The 22,169-nt window shown below is 40.4% G+C and carries 20 protein-coding genes and 1 pseudogene; 6 read left to right on the forward strand and 15 right to left on the reverse strand.

Annotated features, from left to right (window positions below):
* The 3 genes from R2B77_RS06685 to R2B77_RS06695 form a co-directional block, all read right to left on the reverse strand.
* The gene (locus R2B77_RS06685) at positions 1-1,689 is read right to left on the reverse strand and encodes a methyl-accepting chemotaxis protein (RefSeq protein WP_203247090.1); all 1,689 of its coding nucleotides are present in this window, start codon (positions 1,687-1,689) and stop codon (positions 1-3) included.
* A 391-nt stretch (positions 1,690-2,080) separates the two neighbouring features.
* Complete coding sequence (locus tag R2B77_RS06690; protein WP_203247089.1) at positions 2,081-2,770, reverse strand: hypothetical protein; 690 nt, start codon at positions 2,768-2,770, stop codon at positions 2,081-2,083.
* Entirely contained in the window at positions 2,767-3,879 is a 1,113-nt protein-coding gene (locus R2B77_RS06695; RefSeq protein WP_203247088.1) for a mandelate racemase/muconate lactonizing enzyme family protein, read from the reverse strand. The genes R2B77_RS06690 and R2B77_RS06695 overlap by 4 nt, the downstream gene beginning before the upstream one ends.
* An 85-nt stretch (positions 3,880-3,964) precedes the next feature.
* Between R2B77_RS06695 and R2B77_RS06700 the strand changes: the two genes are divergently transcribed.
* Positions 3,965-5,215, forward strand: coding sequence for a hypothetical protein (locus R2B77_RS06700; RefSeq protein ID WP_203247087.1), 1,251 nt, complete (start codon positions 3,965-3,967; stop codon positions 5,213-5,215).
* A gap of 48 nt (positions 5,216-5,263) precedes the next feature.
* Here R2B77_RS06700 and nhaC read toward each other — a convergent pair whose 3' ends face one another.
* The 7 genes from nhaC to R2B77_RS06735 form a co-directional block, all read right to left on the reverse strand.
* The gene (nhaC, locus tag R2B77_RS06705) at positions 5,264-6,706 is read right to left on the reverse strand and encodes a Na+/H+ antiporter NhaC (protein ID WP_203247086.1); all 1,443 of its coding nucleotides are present in this window, start codon (positions 6,704-6,706) and stop codon (positions 5,264-5,266) included.
* A gap of 963 nt (positions 6,707-7,669) precedes the next feature.
* A complete protein-coding gene (locus tag R2B77_RS06710; protein ID WP_203247085.1) occupies positions 7,670-9,352 on the reverse strand; it encodes a methyl-accepting chemotaxis protein in 1,683 nt (560 codons plus the stop codon).
* 380 nt (positions 9,353-9,732) lie between these two features.
* A complete protein-coding gene (locus tag R2B77_RS06715) occupies positions 9,733-10,290 on the reverse strand; it encodes a hypothetical protein (protein ID WP_203247084.1) in 558 nt (185 codons plus the stop codon).
* Between the two features lie 35 nt (positions 10,291-10,325).
* Complete coding sequence (locus tag R2B77_RS06720) at positions 10,326-11,813, reverse strand: cbb3-type cytochrome c oxidase subunit I (RefSeq protein WP_203247083.1); 1,488 nt, start codon at positions 11,811-11,813, stop codon at positions 10,326-10,328.
* A gap of 18 nt (positions 11,814-11,831) precedes the next feature.
* Positions 11,832-12,353, reverse strand: coding sequence for a cupredoxin domain-containing protein (locus R2B77_RS06725; protein WP_203247082.1), 522 nt, complete (start codon positions 12,351-12,353; stop codon positions 11,832-11,834).
* Positions 12,354-12,648: 295 nt separating this feature from the next.
* The gene (locus R2B77_RS06730; RefSeq protein WP_212391403.1) at positions 12,649-14,526 is read right to left on the reverse strand and encodes an SLC13 family permease; all 1,878 of its coding nucleotides are present in this window, start codon (positions 14,524-14,526) and stop codon (positions 12,649-12,651) included.
* A gap of 189 nt (positions 14,527-14,715) precedes the next feature.
* Positions 14,716-15,501, reverse strand: coding sequence for an ABC transporter ATP-binding protein (locus R2B77_RS06735; protein ID WP_203247080.1), 786 nt, complete (start codon positions 15,499-15,501; stop codon positions 14,716-14,718).
* Between the two features lie 228 nt (positions 15,502-15,729).
* Between R2B77_RS06735 and R2B77_RS06740 the strand changes: the two genes are divergently transcribed.
* Positions 15,730-16,446 (forward strand): 3-ketoacyl-ACP reductase, encoded by a 717-nt coding sequence (locus R2B77_RS06740; RefSeq protein ID WP_203247079.1) that lies wholly within the window; start codon positions 15,730-15,732, stop codon positions 16,444-16,446.
* Positions 16,447-16,624: 178 nt separating this feature from the next.
* On the opposite strand, the gene R2B77_RS06745 is transcribed toward R2B77_RS06740, so the two are convergent.
* A complete protein-coding gene (locus R2B77_RS06745) occupies positions 16,625-17,170 on the reverse strand; it encodes a DUF420 domain-containing protein (protein ID WP_203247078.1) in 546 nt (181 codons plus the stop codon).
* Between the two features lie 158 nt (positions 17,171-17,328).
* Between R2B77_RS06745 and R2B77_RS06750 the strand changes: the two genes are divergently transcribed.
* Positions 17,329-17,712, forward strand: a complete 384-nt coding sequence (locus R2B77_RS06750) for a DUF488 domain-containing protein (RefSeq protein ID WP_203247077.1) — start codon at positions 17,329-17,331, stop codon at positions 17,710-17,712.
* A gap of 25 nt (positions 17,713-17,737) precedes the next feature.
* On the opposite strand, the gene R2B77_RS06755 is transcribed toward R2B77_RS06750, so the two are convergent.
* Positions 17,738-18,694, reverse strand: coding sequence for a COX15/CtaA family protein (locus R2B77_RS06755; protein WP_203247076.1), 957 nt, complete (start codon positions 18,692-18,694; stop codon positions 17,738-17,740).
* 219 nt (positions 18,695-18,913) lie between these two features.
* Between R2B77_RS06755 and R2B77_RS06760 the strand changes: the two genes are divergently transcribed.
* Together R2B77_RS06760 and R2B77_RS06765 are read left to right on the forward strand one after the other, a co-directional pair.
* A complete protein-coding gene (locus R2B77_RS06760) occupies positions 18,914-19,357 on the forward strand; it encodes a YusW family protein (RefSeq protein WP_203247075.1) in 444 nt (147 codons plus the stop codon).
* A 313-nt stretch (positions 19,358-19,670) separates the two neighbouring features.
* Positions 19,671-20,453 (forward strand): formate/nitrite transporter family protein, encoded by a 783-nt coding sequence (locus tag R2B77_RS06765; RefSeq protein ID WP_203247074.1) that lies wholly within the window; start codon positions 19,671-19,673, stop codon positions 20,451-20,453.
* 93 nt (positions 20,454-20,546) lie between these two features.
* Here the strand turns inward: R2B77_RS06765 and R2B77_RS06770 are convergent, their stop codons facing one another.
* From R2B77_RS06770 to R2B77_RS06780, 3 genes are read right to left on the reverse strand one after another with little or no spacing between them, the layout of a single operon-like run.
* Positions 20,547-21,116, reverse strand: a complete 570-nt coding sequence (locus tag R2B77_RS06770) for a manganese catalase family protein (protein ID WP_203247073.1) — start codon at positions 21,114-21,116, stop codon at positions 20,547-20,549.
* 15 nt (positions 21,117-21,131) lie between these two features.
* Complete coding sequence (locus tag R2B77_RS06775; RefSeq protein ID WP_203247072.1) at positions 21,132-21,398, reverse strand: spore coat protein CotJB; 267 nt, start codon at positions 21,396-21,398, stop codon at positions 21,132-21,134.
* Positions 21,395-21,613 carry a spore coat associated protein CotJA gene (locus tag R2B77_RS06780; RefSeq protein WP_203247071.1) on the reverse strand — a complete coding sequence of 73 codons (219 nt, stop codon included), beginning with the start codon at positions 21,611-21,613 and terminating at the stop codon, positions 21,395-21,397. The genes R2B77_RS06775 and R2B77_RS06780 overlap by 4 nt, the downstream gene beginning before the upstream one ends.
* A 397-nt stretch (positions 21,614-22,010) precedes the next feature.
* On the opposite strand from R2B77_RS06780, the pseudogene R2B77_RS06785 reads away from it, so the two are divergent.
* Positions 22,011-22,163, forward strand: a pseudogene (locus R2B77_RS06785) (DUF2935 domain-containing protein); the annotation flags it as partial.
* Positions 22,164-22,169: the final 6 nt, after the last annotated feature.

A 22,169-nucleotide genomic window follows, 5' to 3' on the forward strand; every position in this document is an offset into this window, starting at 1 on the left:
TTACACGTTAAATCGTCCCATATCACTTTGTAGTTTTTCAGAAAGCTCTGCTAGCAATTGTGCGCTAGAAGAAATTTCTTGGTTGGCAGCCAACTGTTGCTCTGTCGCCGCACTTGTTGACTGAGCGGCTTCTGATGATTCTACAGCTAGGTCTTGTACTTTTCCAGCACCTGCTAATACTTCGTCCGTCATTGTCCGGATCTGCTCAATCGCAGCAGAAACGGTGGTCACTTTATCACTGACATCACCCGCCGCTTGCTCAATACGATTGAAAACATCGCGAGTACGCTCTGTCACGACAAGCCCTTCTTCTACACGCTGACTGCCATCTTCTGTGCTGGTCACAGCCTGCGCAACATTACTAATCATCGTGTCAATCATATTACCAATTTCTCCTGCCGAACGTTTTGATTGTTCTGCAAGATGTCTCACTTCTTCTGCTACGACCGCAAAGCCTTTACCATGCTCTCCAGCACGAGCTGCTTCAATCGCCGCGTTCAATGCCAATAAGTTCGTCTGTTCAGCAATATCCGTAATCAATGACGTAACTTTTCGGATTTCTTCTGAATAATTCGCCATGCCACTCATAATGCCAGCTGATTGCCCAATCGCAGAACTAATCACTGTCATTTGACCGTTAACATCCTCCATAAGAGAGGCACCCTCTTTAACAAGGCGTGCAACGTCCTCTGAGGATAACAGCATCGCTTCATTATCTTCCGTAATCTGGTTAATACCCGAAACCACTTCCCCAATGGCACGATTTGTCTCACTAACAATTGCCGCTTGAGACTCACTTCCCAGTAGATTCTTTTCCGTCGTTTCCGCAACCATCTCGGATGCAGCGAGACTTTCCTCAGAGCTCGCAGACAATTCTTCTGCTTGAGCAGCAAGCTGCAGCGCAGATTCATGCGCATTTGAAATAATCACACGAAGGTCTTTCGTCATCACATTGAATGCAGCTGCCATATCCCCAATCTCATCTTTATTGCCAATTACTACTGGTTCAATTGAAAAATTGCCCTCCGCGATTTCTTCAAGTGCATCCGTCACTTTTCTAACTGGACGTGCAATACTTCGGCTAATGACTACAGCTACAGCGATACTTATCAAAATAGCTGCAGCAATTAGAACAAACGTTAACATGTTTGAACTTTGTTTTAAATTAGTAATTGCAGCTTCCACTCGCTTCGTTTCTTCCGTTTGATATTCAATCAATTTATGTATACTTTTTTCCATTTGTTCTTGAAAGATTGCCGCGTCAATTGCAATATTAAACGCTCTTTCATCATTGGCACTATTAAATTCCTGAATGATTGTATTAATACTTTGAACATAAATATCTCGTGATGAATTTAATTCATTTAGTAACTCTCTTTCAGCTGGCGTACTAGACATTTGGTCAATTATTCCCCATTGCTCCCCAAAATCCTCACCTAGTTTTTCTAGATTTTTCTGATAGGAAATAGATTCAAATAACAATAATCCTCGAACATCGTTTGACATCCTATACTGTATAGAACCCATCTTCTCAAGCAGGACCGTCTTTGCAAGCTGATTATCTATCATAGATCGGTACTCATTACTCATTTTAGTTTGTGACCAAAAACCAACCGCCCCAACAATGACCAATAAAAGTAGAACGGCAGCATAACCGCTCCATAACTTTCTGCCTACTGTAAACTTCATTATTTTACCTCCTACATAATCAATTACGACCCGACATAATTGCGTCCAGATTTTGAATTGAGCAAAACTCACTTCAAAATCTGTGACATCCGCCGGAGGCTTTATCTTCGTTCAGTGGGCGTTTGAACACACGCTGAACAGGAAAACAAAATCGCATTCTTCTTACCACCTATAGAAGTGAGCGTCTTCCGCTGAATGAAAATAAATCCATTTATCAGTATAACTTAAATCCAATATCTATCATAGTCATATTCTCTTAAAAATAGCTCTTCGCATATAGGCATTAATATCTAAAACATGTATATAGAGTGGTTTTAGACGATTGTTTCGACAAAAAAATAATCCCACCATGCATATTTCTGCAAGCTGAGACTATTATCTGAAAATAAAATCATTTCTTTTCAAAGTGGACTATCCACTGATCATCTACTTGTTTCATCGCTGTCCCACGCCAGCCATTTTGAAGATAACGCTGTTGCAGGGCTGTATCAGCCATTAAGATTTCATAACTTTGTGTGGATTTCTCTTGTGGATTCTGTGTTAAATCTTTCATTAAAATATATCTTAGTAAGTCGCCATATTTCACTTTGAGCGCAACAATTTCCATACCATGGGCAAATTTATCCTTCAAACTAGCAATATTAAATGGAGCAACGGTTGTACATACATAGCGAAATCGCTGTCGATCGACTTCTTGCATAAGTATTTCCCCTAACAATACCTGCAAATTATTTCCTCGAAAATGAGGATCCACATTCGAAATTTCTGAATAGATAACGGTAGATAACTCGGTTATTGGTACACCTGCATCAATGCCTAAATGACCTTCCTCATTCACTTCAGGTTCTAACATCGCACGAAATGCAATTAGTTGGCCTTCATAATAAGCACCAATCATCATTCCTTTACCGTTTAAAATATAAAGAAATTCTTCCTCCGTCAATGGCTGTAAAAAAGCGCCTGTTTTCAATGATGCAATTACTTTTTGTTGCAGTACTAAAATTTCATTGAGATGGCTCACCGCTAGTTGAATAACGTCAATTGCTTCACCATTTTTCAACACTATTTGTCGTGGATTCATCCGCTAACCTTCTCTGAAAACACCGTTAGTTCTTGAAGTACCTGTTCATCAATGTCAATGCCTAATCCAGGCTTGTCCGTCAAGCGAATGTACGGCACATCATAGTGTAAATTTCCGACATCCTTGCTGAACTTCAGCGGCCCTGTCAATTCAACACTTGTGATTACTTTTTTGGAAAATGACACGTGGAATCCCGCCGCCGAACCAATTGACGATTCCACCATCGAACCAACCTGACACTCAATGCCTGCCATTTCCGCCATATGTGCAAGCTTTGTTGCCGGATAAATACCGCCACACTTCATCAGCTTAATATTCACTTTATCAGCTGCTCGCTTAGCAATAATCTCTCTCATATCACGCACACCGCGCAAACCTTCGTCAATCATCATTGGAACAGAGGACTTAGATTTCACTTCCACCATTCCGTCAAAATCATCTGCCAACACCGGTTGCTCGAGCCAGTCAAGGGAACAATGCTCAAGCTTTTGAAGCCCTTGCAATGTATTCGCACTATTTTTCCATCCTTGGTTGACGTCGACCCGAATCGCAATATCTTCTCCTACACGTGCACGAACTGCCTCGATGCGTTTAACGTCCTCACTCACCTGCGTGCCGACTTTCATTTTCAACGAACGATAACCAGCCGCTACTCGGTCTTCTGCCTCTTGCGCCATCTTTTCCGGTGATCCAATGCTTAACACATGTGTAATTGGGAATTCCTCGTGGTATCTCCCCCCAAGAAGGTCATAGACTGGAACGCCTAACGCTTTTCCCACCGCATCATAGCAAGCAATGTCGATTGCTGCCTTAGCAGTTGGCACCCCATAAATTTCCGAGTCCATCAATTCGTGAATACGTTCCATATTTTTTGGATTTTCTCCAATGAGCTTAGGTGCTAATGTATTTTTCAGCACGGCAAAAGTTCCTGCCCAGCTTTCACCTGTCACATGATCATCCGCAACACTTTCTCCAAAGCCTACATGACCAGTATCCATCGTCATTTTGACAATGATAGACGGCATATAATCGTAACTAGCATAGCTAATCACAAACGGTTCGTGTAAAGGTAAGTGGATTGCATAAATCTCAATTTCAGTAATTTTCATTGTTATCAAGTCCTTTCGATTGGCAAATACTTTTATTCATTGTATCATTGTCGTTAAATAGTCGCTATTAAGGAGACTCCAGATTATGAAAATTAAAATCGCTATCATCGGCTCACATGATTTTTGCAAAAAAATCGAATTACTTGTTGCTAATCGACAAGATATCGAGTTCCATTGGTACGAGTATTCCGAACCAAAAGCCGCCCCTAGTCTTTTACAATCGCTCAAACCATGCGATGCTATTCTGTTTTCTGGCTCATTACCTTATTTGTATGCAAAAGAGCGACTTGTAGATTTTTCAATTCCAGTACTTTACTTAAAACAAGACGAAACAGCTATCGCCATTACATTACTTCATATAATTGCAAAGGAACATGTAGACTTGCATCGTATTTCCATTGATGTACGTGAAAAATCACTTATTGATAATGTTTTAAATGATTTGAACGAAGTACTCGAATTGCCATTTATTCATACGTTAAATGACGATGATAAGCTTCAGGATATCGTCACCTATCATAAGCTGCTATCCATGGAAGGAAAGACTGATATTGCGATTACAAGCGTTCATGCTGTCTACGAACAGCTTCAGCAACAGCAAATCGTTGCCTATAAAATGATGGACTCAGAAAGTACAATTTTACGTACAATCGAAACCGCAAGGCAACAGGCTATTTTACAAAAAAGTAATGCCTCACAAATTGCAGTTGGACTTATTAAGGTAATTCCTCGTCCCCATAACCTTAAAACATCCATCGAAAAGATGGCTACCATCATGAAGGCACAATTGAATGAACATAATGGGGAATATAAATTATTCACAACGATGGGCAACATCGAGTTTTCATTAAAAAATAATGAATTCCTAAAACTGTTTCAAAGTTTCGATAAGGAAGCTAAAATGGCATTTGGTTGTGGTGAAACGATTGTAGATGCTACTGAAAATGCACGCTTTGCACTTAATCTTATTCATGAAAGTGATGCCCATTCATTTTATATATTAGATGCAAACAAAAAGTTACATGGCCCATTTCCGCAAACGAACACTGCAATTTCGATGAAAATTAATGAGCCGGTTCTTGTAGAAATGGCTGATAAAACAAAATTGAGTCCTGCAAATATTTCAAAGCTACTTCAATTTAGCCAGTCTCGACACGCCAAACAATTTACAGCAACCGACTTAGCACTTCATCTAAATGTGACAAGAAGAACAGCCGAGCGCACACTCAAAAAGATGGTGGAATTTAATTATATAACAATCGTCGGTGAAGAAATGACTTATCGGCAAGGTAGGCCACGAGCCCTTTACGAGTTCAACTTCCCTACCATTTACTAATTCTACAAAAAGAAAAGCTCATATTTCTAGCATGAGCTTTCCTTTTTATTACCCTACACTTAACTCTTCTTTCTTTAACTCTTCTTTAGCATGTGCCAGCTTTTCCTGCTCTGTTAGCTTCACAATTGAAAATCCTGTAACCGCGTACAAAATTGAAATAAACGGAATGACCAAGTTTAAAATTGCATATGGACCATATTCAACGACCCCAACGCCAAGTGTCCCCAAAATAAACACACCACATGTATTCCATGGGATGAAAACAGACGTTAATGTTCCTCCATCTTCTAATGCACGCGATAAGTTCTTCGAATGCAATCCCATATCCTTGTACGCCTTACTAAACATCCGAGAAGGTACTACTATTGAAATATACTGCTCTGAACAAGATGCATTGGTCATAAAGCAAGCTGCAATCGTCGACGCAACCAATGAACCTGTCGTTTTAACAACTTTTAGTAACTGGTTCATAATCGCTCTCAGCATCCCTGAGAATTCTAAAATCCCTCCAAAAGTCATCGCAACAATTGTCATGGAAACCGTATACATCATGGAATCCAGTCCACCGCCATTAAAGAGAGCATCCACCATCTCGTTACCTGTTGCAATAGTAAATCCACTTTGTAATGCCTCAAGCCCCCCAATTAACGAACCGCCTTGTATGAAAATTTGTGACAAGAAGCCAAGCACAATTCCAATAACCAAAGCAGGAATCGCTGGCACTTTAAAAGCGACCATCATGATTACCGCAAGTGGTACAAGTAATAACCATGGTGTAATGAGAAAGCTTTCCTGTAATACTTTTGCTGTTTGAGCAATTTCAACTGCTTCAATTTGATTGGTTGCAAACTTATTGCCTAAATAGCCATATGCCACCAGCGCAATCGTTAACCCTGGAATCGTCGTGTATAACATATGCTTAATATGATCAAATAAATCCGTCCCCGTCAATCCCGCTGCTAAGTTCGTTGTATCTGAAAGCGGTGACATTTTGTCGCCAAAGTAGGCACCAGAAATAATTGCTCCTGCAATCATGCCTGCTGGAATACCCATACTTAAACCAATACCCATCCCTGCAACACCAATCGTTCCCATCGTCGACCATGAACTACCAATCGCTAACGAAACAATGGAGCAAATGATACAAATGGTCACAAGGAACCAAGCTGGCGTAATAATTTGTAAGCCATAATAAATCATCGTTGCAACAATTCCGCCACCCATCCAAGCGCCAATCGTTAAACCAACCAAAATGATAATAACGACTGCTGGAAGCGCCAACCGAATCCCCTTATACATCATCTCCTCAATATCTTTCCACGTATAACCCGATTTCCAAGCGACTAATGCCGCAGTTGAAGTCCCAATAATCAATGGGATGTGTGGTCCTTGCTCTAATTTAACAACTGTAAAAATCATGACGAAAATCATCACAGCTAACGGCAATAAAGCCATTAAAAAACCAATTTTCTTCTCTTGTTGTTGTTCCATTTATATCCCCCCCAAGTCTGAATAGAAATACTATTGCAGAGTGTCGCTATATAGTCGTTATTAGCATAATATACGTTTGCACATTCAAAGTCAATATCATTTCCACTTTTTCTGTAAGCGTTTTCAGATTTAGTATTTACTATCAGCAACAAACAAATAAACGTCTACATATCCTAGCTCGTTTAAGAGACTTAGATATATAGACGTTTTATCACGTCTGTTGATTAACCATTTACTTGCATAAATCGAAAGTAAATAAAGGCTTGAAAACCACTTTTTTCACTAAGTCGTTTCCGGTTCGCTCTCGGCTAACTATTCTCGACATCATTACCAAGGAGGAATTGCAGTTCATTCCTCCCCCGCGGAGGTTAATGTATCTAGAAATGACGAAGTCATTTCTAGATACATTATTTTCGGTCATTTTGTTGTTAATAGTTGCCTGTCGCGTACCTACAATGTTTAAGTAAAAAATGCAGTTGTATGGGGAGATAAGAATAGATGACTTTCTATAGAGGCTGTAAGTGCCCGAAGATGAAATTTCGGGCACTCTTACACGTTGAACAAGGTATTCTCACTTTACTTTTTAGCAAGTTTTATCAGAAAGTGACACTACCTAAAATAACAGTGGAAAAGACCATGGTAGAAGCTTCAGCCGCCAAAATTGTATCTTTGGCGGCCCTCTCCAGTTAAGAAGCCCTCTATTTCCTCGTCCCCAAAAGCATTAGCACTTTGTGTATCTGCGTTTTTGTAGAGTGACGAATGAACGACCACCATACGATTACCGAACAGAATGTATAGGGATGCGACTTCGTCGCATCCCTATACATAAACTATCACGGCTATTGTATAGAAATCGTTCAATCCAGAGCGAAACAAAAGAAAACTTTACACAAAGTACCTAGTGTTTGATTAAGTTATTTTTTGGTTAATCAACAGGCATGACCTTTATAGTCTTTTAGCTATTTACAACTTAAATTGCTGAATAATTCTTTGCAAATCCTCCGCTAGATGTGCAAGAGATTCACTGGCAGCTGAAATCTCTTCTATCGTCGCCAGTTGCTCCTCTGAGGCTGCACTGTTTTCCTGTGACGCCAATACACTAGATTCAGCAACTCCATGTACATTGACTGCAGCACTAGAAATCGCTTCGCTAATGGACGATATTACCTCTACGGAACGATTTACTTCTGTTGCATTCCCTGTCACTTGCCCAACCATCGTTTCAATTTCTTCAAATAGTTGACTAACCTCTTCAGTTTTAACAAGCCCGTCTTGAACTCGCTCTGTCCCTTGTTGCATAGAAATGGTTACCTGTTGAATTTCATGTTGAATTTCATTGACCATAGTATAAATTTGTTCTGCTGAAACACGCGATTCTTCTGCCAGTTTACGAACTTCATCTGCTACAACGGCAAACCCCTTACCCGCTTCTCCTGCACGTGCTGCTTCAATAGCCGCATTCAATGCTAGCAAATTGGTTTGGTCAGCAATACCCGTAATCATCTGAACAATGTTACCAATCTCTTTTGATTTTTCATCTAAGTTATGCACTGAATCTGCCGTTAATTTTACAGCATCGGCGATGGAAAGCATTTGGCTGGTTACTGACATAACCGCAGTTGCGCCAACTTGTGTTTTATCAAATGCACCTTGCGATTGGACATTCATCTGCTCACTGCTCTTAGAAATGCCCTGTATATTCGACATCATCTCTTCAATAGAGAGTGATATTTCATTGACACTGCGGAGCTGATCTTCTGCGCCATCTGCTGATTGCTGCGAGAGATTGGCTACTGATTCAGCTGCTGCCATACTTTGCTGGGCACTAGCGGATAATTCCTCAGAGCTAGCTGACACTTGCTCACCAGAATTTTGAGCACCGTCTACAACTTCACGAAGTGTCTTGTGCATATTATTTAATCCAACAGAAAGTGTTGTAATTTCATCTTGCCCAGTGCTCACAAGTGGCTCACTACGCAAATCACCATCTTCAAATTCCCTCATCCGGTCAACAACAGCTGTTAATCGTCGAATAATTGATTTGCTGAAAAGATAAGTAATGAGCACTGCGATGATAATACTCACCGCAATTAAAATACCACTCAAAAGAAGAGTGCTCGCATACACTTGCTGATTCTCTTCCTTTATTTTCTCCGCAAGTTGCTCATTCAGCACTACTAATTCATTGAAATACCTCATAGACTCATCAAAAATAATTTTTTCTTCTTTAATGCCTTGTTCAGCCTCTATCCAGTTGCCATCTCTCATTAGTTGAATATTTTTGTAAGCGCGTTCATCAAATAACAACCAATTACGATTAAATCCTTCAAACGCTTCCAATTCTTCCGAATTCATATTGGTTTCTTCATACTTCTGAATCCATGTCTTCATTTTTTCCAAATTAGTCACTGCTCTTTCCAGCATGTTAGTATCTTTAAATGCTAGAGTTGTTACCATTTGAGTACGTATATTTTCTGCATCCTTACCAATTTTAATAAGATATGTAGAAGGAACCATTCCATTCGTGTACATCGTTTCACTATTTTCATTTAATTGTTTTATTTGAACTAAGTTATAGATATTTAATGAAACAAACACTACAATAACACTACCAAATGCAAGTAGCATTTTTCCAAATAATTTCATTTGAAATTCACTCCATCTCATAATATTCTTAACTACATTAAATAGAACTAATTACTTACAACTATATCACCAAGGTTGCATTTTAAAAAACTAATGATTAAAATTTACCCGAATTATCAAAAAAGTATAATAAAAACACGGAAAAAGCCCTATTTAATGGTCCGTACAAATCGTCTTGAATAGTTCGCCGAAAGCGAACCGAAAATGATCTAGTGAAAAAGGTAACTTTCGAGCCTTTGCCTACCTACGATTTATTCAAGTAAATGGGTAGTCAACAGCCATGGCAGATTAACTATCTAGTAAACCTACCGTATCTGGGACCAAGGAAACAAAAATATTCCTTCCCCTCGCTTTTCTAGCGCATGGAAGGAATACATTTGTTAGACGACTTCTTCTGAATGATCCATAAAGGTTAGTTGAACAATGTAAATAATCATTCCTGCAGTGATGAATAAAAAACCCCATCCTAGTATTTTTTGCTCCAACGCCAAGTAGTTATTACATAATTGAATCGGAGAATCTACATACAACCAGCCCATTAAGCCAAACATCGAAATATAATTCAAAAAGATAAAACTTTTCCCGGGTATTTGTAGCTTTCTCCAGCTATCATGGAAAACTAATCCCGCCAAGGGTAGGCTCACAAATTTAAACAGCTCGATATACCAAATTCCTAATGCTTCATCCATCGCTCTTGGAAGCATCCAATACATTGTAATAAAGACGAAGATTAAAACACCTGGCACACCGTCATCATTCCACTTTGTAAAAAAGGAACGGTACTTGTCCACCACAAACTGACCGACTAACCAGCCTGTAATGATTAGTAAAGGTATTTGAACGAGCATATGCAAAATCATAATAGATTCCAGGATAGAAACGATAGGGGGAATCAGTAATAGTATATACAAAACAATGCCGCCGATTGTTTGTTTCATCACTTTATCCCCCACTTCGTTTCTTTAATTTCCATTTAGATAACTTCTGTTTGCTGTGCTACACTACTAACCGATGTTTTATTTCTTCCGACAATATAGCGAACAAAATGAATGACAAATATCAAAATACCAATGACAACAAATACGCCTGTAACTGCTCCGACCTGTGCTGGTCCCATCCATTCAGGAATATGTGTCGCGAAGCGTCTTGGTGTACTAATAGCTCCTGAAACGAGGAATGATACACAAACGCCAAACATCGACAATGCATAGAGGACGAATGCAAACTTATCCAAGCCATTTGTTTTCAGTTGACTATCATTTTTGGCTAAGAAATACATGAAACCAAACATCATCGCGATTACGCCAAGTCCCATATACATATGGAAATGTCCAGGAACCCATTTCGTATTGTGCATGACATGATTGACGACAATTGCTGAGTCAACAAGTGCTGGAACAACACCAGCCGTCCAGCCAAACATTGATAAAAAGATTAAAGATGAACCCATATCCCACTTGATGCCTGATTTATAAACAATCATCAAAGCACCATAAGCTGTAATGATTAGTACTGGTAAACCATTCGCATACGATAAGATTTGCCCAAGAATTAATATCCATTTCGGCATTACACCGTCCATAAGAAGATGGTGAGGGTAAACAATCATTGTAAATACCGTTGACATTGTCCACGCGATTAAAAATGGTTTATTCGCCTTCCAAGGTCTATTTGTATAACGGGCCAAAATTTCATAGACTGCAATTACTGCCATATAAATCGTAGCGTTGGCGAAAATATGTCCGAATGCGTATGTTAAGTTTTTAGCTAGTAACGGGTTAAATGTAAAGGCAGGATTGACGACACTAATCATGTTAACAATAAGCACCGTTGCGCCAGCAGTCAGTGCTGAAATATTCACGATTGTTACCATGGTGCTCGCCACAACTGTTGCAGGTGGTGCATCCTTTTCAGCTTTCTTTCCCGAAATAACATCCCAGCCAAGACCTTTTCCAAGGCTACCATACTTTTTAATAATTGCTCGACCTGTATCAATATAAAGTAGCAGGAAGCCAACTCCTAAAATAAGCATACCCCCAAGATAAAGCAAAGCACCTGTCGTACCCCAAGCTCCTGCTGATAGTGCTGGAAGCGGATACAAGAATGTCCATGCGCTGGCATATTCAAATGAGAATATCCCGATAATCGTCATAACAACACCTATTAAAAATAACACAAGATTAAGATTGAATATTTTCTTCGATAACTCTACATAATGGCTGAGGAAATACCACATGATTGCAGATGTCGCAAGTGCCGCCGAACCAATCATGGCTGTACCATGTATCGTTAAAAATTGATAAAAAGATGCCCCCGATAGTTCAATAAGCCCACCTTGAGACGCCAACATCAGGACTCCAAAAATCATTCCTACAATGACAACGACACCTGAAATAATCATTTGTGTCACAACTTTATCGTCTCTTGATTTTAACGGCATATATTTATGAATAGTAGCCATTTCTAATACACTCCCTTTCTAGTTCACTACAATTTGATCCATCATGATATGGTGCGCCAAACCGCAATACTCCAAACATAGAATCTTATAAGTACCGGGCTTATCAAACGTTATGTAGACAACATTCGTATATTCCGGCATCGCTTGTGTTTGAGCTATTAAATTCATCTCTTCATCATAAATACCGAAGCCATGTGTTACATCTGCAGTCGTCACATGAAATTCAATAGACTGACCTACATCAAACTCTTTATCACTGATTGCCCAGCCAAATTGAAAGGCTTCAACATCTACAATGACTGGCTCATTGCCTTCGCTGTACACAGGCTGATTAAAAGGCAACTCTCTTAGCGTATAAACCATAACGACTATCATTAAAACAACAATAAAAGTCCCATACACTTTACGGATTTTGTACCATTTTTTTACGATAGGATCATAGTCTTGTTTTTGTGTTGACTTTAATGCAACGAAACCGAAAACAAATGCAATGATTAAAATGAACACTAAACTTACTACCCACGCCACTGTTTGGACCATTGTAAATCCTCCTTCACATTTTCACATAAAAAACACATTCTATACTGAACGGCTAATTAAGCCCGACTTCCTCTAGTTAACGATTTTCCACCTAGCCAGACTGTGATAAAAATCACTCACTTTCCAATTTCCACCTCATAATTGTGGACAATTAGTGAACGGTATGTCGGATGAGATGAATTTGATAGACAAAGCCGAGTGATATTTGTTGACGAATAATCCAATGATACAAACAGCAAAAAAGCCTACGTACATACTACTCTTAACAAATGAGTAGCACGCACGTAGGCAATCTCTAAAACGGAAATACAATCGGAATCGCAATCATCATAACGATAAACATCACAATTTGTAATGGAACGCCGATCTTAACGAAATCGAAAAACTTATAGCCACCTGCCGTCATGACAAGCGCATTAGTAGGAGATGCAACAGGTGTTGCAAATGCCATACTCGAAGCAACTGCCACGGCGATTAAAAATGTATACGGGCTAGCATCTAGGCTAATTGCCGCATTCATAGCAATAGGAGCAAATAACACAGCCGTTGCCGTATTACTAATAAATTGCCCGAACACCATCGTGATGAAATAAATACCCGCGAGTACACCAATTGCACCAAAGCCGCCGAGCATAGTAATAATGCCTTCTGACAGCATGACCATACCGCCCGTTTTTTCCAAAGCCGTCGCCATGGGTAGCATCGCCGCAATGAGCACTATACTTTCCCAGTTAATTTTACTATACGCATCATCCATATTGCGCACGCAGCCTGTCACAATCATCAATACAGCACCGATTAGCACCGAAATAACAACCGGGAATACTTCAAAAATCATCAATAACACCATCAACAGCATAATACCGCCAGCAATCGGCGCTTTACCATTTGCTGCTGCCATACTAGCATGTTCTTTCGGTTGGCCAACAACGACAACATCTCTCGTTTCTCTTGCCAATAATTCAATTTCATCCCACGAACCTTGCACGAGTAACGCATCACCAAAACGCAAACGTTCCTTCGACATTTCTTTTAACACATATTCTCCCCGACGATTAATACCTAAAATGTTCAAGTTATATTTTTCTCGAAAGCTAATGCCCCGAACCGTTTCACCAATTAAACTGGAATGAGGTGTCAACAGCACTTCCGCGATACCAAACTGCTTTGACACTAACTCATCGGCTTCTGAATCTTCCTCTTCAATCACAAGTAAAAAATCCGCTACAAACTTTTCCATACTGCTCCATGAACCTTGAATCCGTAATATATCCTTCGCTTGAATAACACTCGTCGGACCCGCCATTTCCTGATACGTCATCGGCAGCAAATTGATACCTTCTGTTGATTTACGTTCAATTGTCAAAATGCATAATTGGTAAGCTCCTGGAATCTTTAATTGTGCCAACCGCTTACCAATCATTTCCGAATCCTCCGGCACGCTTACGCGAAATAAATTGCCGCCTAATTGATAATCAGATGCCAGCTGTTTCGGCGACAACTGATGCTCGTCCTTCGAATTATTTCTTCGTTTTTCATTAGGCAATAAAATATTTCGCACAGCATATAAATAAATGATACCGACAACGACACCGATAATTCCAATCGGTGTAATCTCAAAAAAGCCTAACTTTTCAAAACCATTGTCCACTAACTGTTGACTGACAATTAAGTTCGGTGGTGAGGCAATCAGTGTCAACAAACCCGAAAAACTCGCCATATATGATAGGGGAATTAAAAATTTCGACGGACTGCTCTTCATACTAATCGCTACACTGACGACGATCGGCAGCATTAACGCAACCGTCCCCGTATTGCTCATGAAAGCTCCGACAGCTGCTACAATAACGAGCAACAGAATGAATAATTTCTTCTCGCTGTCTCCCGACGAACGTAACAAGACATTACCCGCCATCTGAGCCAAGCCCGTTCGTAAAATACCTGCTCCAACAATAAATAAACCCGCAATCATAATGACGACAGAGTTAGAGAAGCCGACAAGTGCTTCTGTCGCATCTAATATTCCTGTTAAAACGAATGCCAATAACGCCAGCACAGCAACAAGATCTGCGCGTACGCGATTGCTCATAAACAAAATAATACTAATCCCCAAAATAATAAAAGTGATGATCAATTGCAATGGACTCGAGTCCTTTCTATTTGTGACCGGCATACGACGTGTTATGACCGCCATGGACCGTGTTATGCTCGGCATAGAGGAGATTATGACCGCCTTGAGCCCCGTTATGCTCGGCATGAATGACTTTATGACCGCCATCAGCCTTATTATGTTCGACTTATATACTAATTGTATACCAGCCACACAAAAAAGTGCTTCTAATGACGGCACTTTTCTGTGAACTTATTCTTTATGTATCGCAAGCCAGGGGCGCCCATCTTCCCAACGAATTGTGACGGGAACTTGATAGGTTATCGAAAGATAATCATTCGTCAACACGTCTTGCTTCGGCCCAGCCGCCACAATCTCTCCATCTTTCAATAGAAGTACATGCGTCATGGCTTCCACCAACTCTTCAATATGATGTGTGACATAAATAATATGACAGCCATTGTTGACGACCTCTTCCATCACTCCAAGAAATTGTTCGCGCGACAAAACATCCAATCCCGAACACGGTTCATCCAAAATAAGCATTTTCGGATCACTCATTAAAGAACGTGCAATGAGTACTCTCCTTTTCTCTCCCTCGGACAACTGATGGTACTGCTTGCCCTTCAAAAATGCCAAACGCAAACTTTCCAGTAATGCATCTGCCTTGTCCCATTCCTCTTGGACCACTTGCTCATAAATCCCAAAACTCGCAAATTTACCGCTAACTACTACTCGCTCCACCGTTTCACGATTAAAAAACTCAGCAAAACGCTCCAATGAACTACTAACAAAGCCGATTTTTTTTCGTAACTCTGGTAAACTCGTTCGACCAAATCGATTCCCTAGCACAGTCACTTCACCCAATGATGGAAAATGATAGCCCGACACAATATTGAGCAAAGACGTTTTCCCCGAACCATTCAGACCAAGTATGCCCCAATGCTCATTTGGTCGAATAGACCAATTGATATCGCGAACGATTTCCTTATTTCCTCTATGTAATGAAACATTTTTCAATGAAACGATACTTTCCATAGCTAAAATCCCCTTCGAATAATCAGATAACTATGATAATAGCATTGTTTGGGTTATTTGAACAATCAAGCTTTTCAACATTTCCCTGAAATCAGGGAAACATTGTACACTGCCTAGTCCAGATCCCGCAATAGTTTGTTCATTTTGCGAAGTTCTTTCAATAGGTCACAGTCATTCCATTTGCTATACTTATCAAGGTAAATACTTATCGACAAAGGAGCAAAAAACATGCAAAATCTAACAGGTAAAACGGCGTTAATCACTGGAGCTGGTAGAGGTATTGGTCGTGCGACGGCTATTGCTTTCGCTAAAGAAGGTATCCATGTAGGACTTGTAGGCAGAACAGCTGCCCATCTTGAGGAAGTAGCAAAAGAACTTAGTCAATATGGGGTAAACGTCACAATGGCGACTGCCGATGTATCGGATAACGAATCTGTCATCTCAGCAGTTGAACATGTCAAAGCCGAACTAGGCCCGATTGATATTTTGATTAACAATGCGGGAATCGGCAAGTTCGGTAAATTCCTTGAGCTATCTCCAGAGGAATTTAAAAATATTATCGACGTTAACTTAATGGGCGTGTACTATGTCACAAGAGCTGTGCTTCCTGAAATGATTGAGCGACAAGCCGGTGATATCATTAATATTTCATCAACAGCTGGACAAAAAGGCGCACCTGTTACAAGTGCATACAGCGCATCGAAATTCGGTGTTCTTGGTCTGACAGAATCCCTTATGCTCGAAGTAAGAAAGCATAATATCCGCGTCAGCGCATTAACGCCAAGTACAGTCGCTACTGACCTAGCAGTCGAAAGTAATCTTACGGATGGCAATCCTGATAAAGTGATGCAACCAGAAGATTTAGCTGAAGTGATGGTCATGCAGCTGAAATTGCACCCACGTATTCTAGTGAAATCGGCTGGATTGTGGTCGACAAATCCTTAATTGCTGTTTCCCTGTCACAGTGGTTTTATCACCGCCTTGAACAGGTTTATCACCGGCACGGGGTGAGTTATCACCGGCCTTGGGCCTGTTTATCACCGCCATGCACTAATTAACTCAAAAAGGTGTCCAACTAGTCGATTTCCCGACCAGCTGGACACCTTTTCCTATAATAATCTCATCAATAATAAGGAGATATCAAAATATAGACCAACACACCTGTAAAGCTAACATACAGCCATATCGGCATCGTCCATCGTGCGATTTTCTTATGACGCGCATTTTCTTGATTCCACGCACGTGCTACGCTCGTTAGCGCAAGTGGTACGATGGCTGCCGCCAAAACAATATGAGTAATGAGGATGAAATAATAGAATCCTGCCAGAAAGCCTTCTCCCCCAAAAGACGTCGAAGGTGCCAAGTAATGATAGCTAACATACGTGATTAAGAACAAAAACGTCGTCGTAAATGCTGCGTAAATGAAGCCCTGATGCACTTTTACATTGCGCTTTAAAATCGCAACTAACGCACATAGTAAAAATACAAAAGTAAAGCTGTTCAAAATAGCATTCATCAACGGCAAAATCGCTAAATCGGATGCTTCGAAATTTTTCTCGCCCCGCATTCCTGATAATGCTCCAATTGCACCAATTAAAATCACCGATAGAGCAATGATAAATGGTTTGTAATTACGTTTTTTAAACGGCTTATTTGTGCTACTTTTCATAGAAATATTCCACTCCAATATTTTTTTTGAGACCCTACATCTTTAAAGTGATGACTTATACATTCTACATGAAAAGTCGCTGCGTCCCAATGAATAAGTGTTAAATTCACTAGAAAAAAGGTAAACTAGTAGTAGACAAACTAGGGGAGGCAGATTATATGGAAAGGTTTCAGCTGAAAAGAATTTATGAGCCGTTTAAACCGGAAGATGGTCATCGGGTGTTGATAGATAGGCTATGGCCACGTGGGATTTCAAAGGAACATGCACATTTAGCAGATTGGGCAAAGGATGTTGCACCTAGTAGCGAACTGCGAAAATGGTTTGATCATGATCCTGACAAATTTCTAGTCTTTCAAGAAAAGTATGTAAATGAGCTTCGTACAGATGCTGTTAAAACTAATAAAGTATCAGAATTGCGACAGTTGGCCAGCACAACACCCATAACACTTGTATTCGCCGCCAAAGATCCTATTCAGAATCACGCGGTCATTCTGAAAGAAGAATTAGAGCGGAATATAAGTGACGCTGGACTTGATTTATAAACATGCCCAGCGTTTCTCAGATCTATCACCGTTGCCCAGAATAGCTACCCGACTTACCATTTCTCACCGACAACTGTCTTGTCGAAAAAGGAACCAGTCTCCCCTTCTCCTTCACCAAAGCAGCCATATAAATAGACGCCTCCGTTATAATCGCAAACAACAATGTTCCTACAGCGACATGCAGCATTGCCCAGACAATATCAATTGCTGTCACAATTGTTAAAACACCCAATATAACTTGAAGCGCAACTATCACTAATACAGCTGTAAACCGTTTCTGTAATGGTGCGCCCCAGCGTTTTGCAAAGGACCAATACGTTAACAACACACTATAAACCGCTAAAATAATTCCTAAAAGTCGATGTGTCGTTTGAACGATTTCAGGACCAGTACTTGGTATAACGGAGTCACCACATGTCGCCCAGCCACAGCTCGTCCCGATAAAATCATGCTTCACATAAGCACCTACAAAAAGAATAGCAAGGACTAACCCTACTAACACTTTAATATGCCTACTTATTTTCTTCTGTTGCTCATTGCCAAGCACCGCACGATGAACTACCACCCCTTCCGACCGACGCCATATGACTAACACACAAGCAAGAAAGAGCATCGCTATAATTAAATGACTGGCAATAATAAAGGTAGGAAGATGAAACCATACAATGATTGCACCAAGTATTAGTTGAAAAACAAGCAAAGCCACCATCCCGTTAGCTGCCTTTCGGATTGCAGGACTTGTCCTTTCACGGACAACTTTTACAAATAGAATAATAGTCAGAACACCAAGAAAAGCACCAATAACTCGATGCGCAAATTCAATCAATGTCTCCCCTTGCAACGTTGGAATCACTTCTCCATTACATAAAGGCCATTCTGGTCCGCAGCCTAACCCTGATTGCGATGAAGCCACATATCCTCCGAATACAACTAAACCGAAAGTGATGATTGCCACCCAAAAAGATAAGCGTTTAATCGACAAATTCATTCCCCCATTTTACTAGAATTTAAAATCGGCATCCAACTTTTAACATTGCCAATAATCTCTCAAATTATAAGTGGCATATATGAAGTTTTTAAGTGGTTTCTAAATGAATTCCAAAATCGTAATGAAGAGCCCTTAGTGCTTTATTTCTTTTGTGTATAACTTCCTCGTTCATCGGTTAGGTTACTAATAAGTTTCGATGAAAGGATGAGCGAGTTGAAAGTAAAATGGAGGAAGCTGCTTATCACCCTACTAGCTTGCCAATTCATCATCGGTGCTTGTAGCGATGAGAATGTCGTTAAGGACAAGCCCGATGAAGACGAAAAACAAGCCCTAGGTGAACAATATGGCTTTACTTCTTTTGATATTGCGATTGATACGAAGGATAAGAAAGAAGCAGTAATTGCTAACTACGAGGAAAAGCCTGATAAGACTGAAGCGATGTATGAGAATAAAATTGAGGATGCCTATTTTCACGGTGACCAAGCAATGGACAAGCTTGATGAAATCTTTCAGGAAATGGAGATGACCGCTGATACAGACGACGAAGATTTGATCAAACAAGCCGCGGAAGCATTCGAGGTACTAGATTATAAAACATTGAAATTGAAAGTAACATTTAAAGGTCATGATACTAAAGAGTTAATGATGACGAAGTGAAAATAGAATGCATAAGGAGAATCAGCGAAGTAGGATGATTCTTTAGTAAATGAATGCCTTGTATCTTTTTTATCGGCAATCTGTTCATTAATTTGTAATATTTAGGGATAGCGCAATTTAATAATTGCGCTATAATTTTGGAGAATACAACAGGAGCAGCTCTTTTTTTTCGTTACTCATGTGAAAGTCTTCACAAACTTTTCACGACTTCTTCACACCTTATAACATGAAGCGATCTAACAAAGGCAGCTTTAGCCGATTCACCAGTATTCCTGATTACAACTTAGAAGATAAAAAGCCGGAGGGAAATGAGATGAAAGAAACAATCGCGACTTTTAGTGATATGGCTGTTTCAAAAATTAATTTATTGAACTCGAGTAAAGCTAGATATTTCACTGTGACAATGATGGCAGGATTTTTCGTTGGATTAGGGGTTATTCTCATTTATACGATTGGCGGAATGCTCGGGGCTTCCGGTTTTGCAGGTACAAAGCTTATTATGGGAATGGCTTTCGGGGTTGCGCTTAGTCTTGTTCTTATGGCGGGCGCAGATCTTTTTACGAGTAATAACATGATCATGACCATTGGAACATTGATGAAAAAAACAACAAAATATGACACAGTAAAAGTATGGATCTTTAGTTATATCGGTAACTTCGCGGGCTCCATTGTCGTTGCAGCGCTATTTTTTTATTCTGGTCTAGCTTCTGGTGTGACAGCAGATTTCATCACATCAACGGCTAGCAGTAAGATGAATACGCCATTTATGGAGTTGTTTGTCCGTGGGATTCTTTGTAATATTCTTGTCTGTTTAGCTGCCTGGTGCTCTGTCAAATTAAAAGATGAAACAGCGAAACTAATTATGATTTTCTGGTGCTTATTTGCTTTCATCACTTCTGGTTTTGAGCATAGTATTGCCAACATGACGCTACTCTCTATTTCACTAATGGTTCCCCACCCTGAAACAGTGTCGATGATGGGGTTGGCGGCAAACTTAGTACCCGTCACTATCGGCAATATCATAGGGGGTGCCCTATTCATTGGAGCAGCTTATTGGTATAGCAATACTAGCAAACAAGTCAAGATTCTTTCATAAAATTTGCGGACGAGCAAATATCCCTCGATTAGCTTTCAATTCGAGGGATATTTGATGAAGTTATTTTGAACAAAGAACAAATAGAATAACCTATTAAAATATCTTTTTTCGATCTCGCTCATCTTTTAATAGTTCAACTGATTCTCTAAAGCGCAGTGAATGAATATTTTCCCTTTCTCTTAAAAACCTTAGAGAATCATTGATTAACGGATCGTCTGAAATATCGATCAGCCACTGGTATGTCGCTCTCGCTTTTTCTTCGGCTGCGATATCTTCATACAAATCAGCAATCGGATCACCTTTCGCCTGAATATACGTTGCGGTGAAGGGTACGCCACCTGCATTTTCATAAAAAAGAGAATGACCGTGGTTGACGAAATGTGCGCCAAGACCTGCTTCTTCCAGCTGTTCGGGCGTTGCATCTTTCGTTAATTTATAAATCATTGTCGCTAGCATTTCTAGATGAGAGAATTCTTCTGTTGCAATGTCTGTTAGTACGCCGATAACTTTACTTGGGACCGTATAGCGCTGATTCATATACCGGAGCGCGGCAGCCAGTTCCCCGTCTGCCCCCCCGTATTGTTCCATGAGATATTTCGCGAGCTTTGGATTGCACGTACCCACCTCAACTGGATACAACAGTTTTTTTTCATAAACCCACATTACGTATCTCCCTCCTCATCGTTGCCATGGCCACGGTGTTGAATTCCAGCGCCATCCAAGTTCAATCGCTTGTTCAGTAGGAACTGAGAGTAGAGATAAGGGGCCATACCTCTTTTCATATTGACGTCGTACATGGGCTGCTTCTTTAATCGCTTCACGCCACTGACCAAGCGCCTCCGCGTCCTCTGGATGCGTATCCGTATACAAGGTTAACTCGACAACAACAAAATCCGCTTGCTGTACGCGTAGCATCATTTCTCTTTCTTCTTCAAACGCATTCACGAAATCCCCTCTTCCCGAAAAAATCCATCTGCCAATGAGGGCCAAAGTGTACCTTGACGTAGTGTTTCTTCAGGTGAATTTTGCGGTAGTCCTGGTGGTTGAAAATTCATGAAAATTTGTGGTGGCAAAACGAAAGTCTTTACCAGTATAGGTGGGCAAGGATCGAGCGGTGAAACGTAAGGTCTATAACTCCCCCGGAACAATGGACGTTCCATATTTAATCACTCCTTGCGCTATCTTATGACAGCACCGCCCATTTGATTCAAATAAATTGCGCCTCGGCGTAATTGTGAATCGAACAGCGAAGGGTTCGATTTGCCGTATTTCTGCGTACTTTGAAGAAATTAAGACACCCGCAGACGTCGCAAACTTAAGTTTCCTTTCCCACTCCCCTCAAAATCCCTAACATCTGCCGGCCGACAATAACGCCACGTCCTGTGGCATTGTCGGCACTAGTACGTCCTGTACGTCGGAGGCTTAACAGGGAGGAATTGAACTTCATTCCTCCTTAATCAGCAAATCTATTTGTACTGAAACCGAAGCGTCAGCTATAGTCAGTTTGAACTCTCTCTGATTAAAATGCTTTTCGGGCATTCATCCCGCCACTAAAGAGAAATGGAACTTAATAAAGAAGCACTAGGAACCTTTACTGCCCTTATGGCTGATCATATAGCTCGGGAGGAAAGTTACTACTTAATGAAATTATCTGAAACAGCCGGTACTCCACGACCTACAAGCAATCCTGCAAAACCTCGTACGGAATAGTAAAAG

Source organism: Sporosarcina beigongshangi (assembly GCF_033485195.1).
Taxonomy (GTDB): domain Bacteria; phylum Bacillota; class Bacilli; order Bacillales_A; family Planococcaceae; genus Sporosarcina; species Sporosarcina beigongshangi.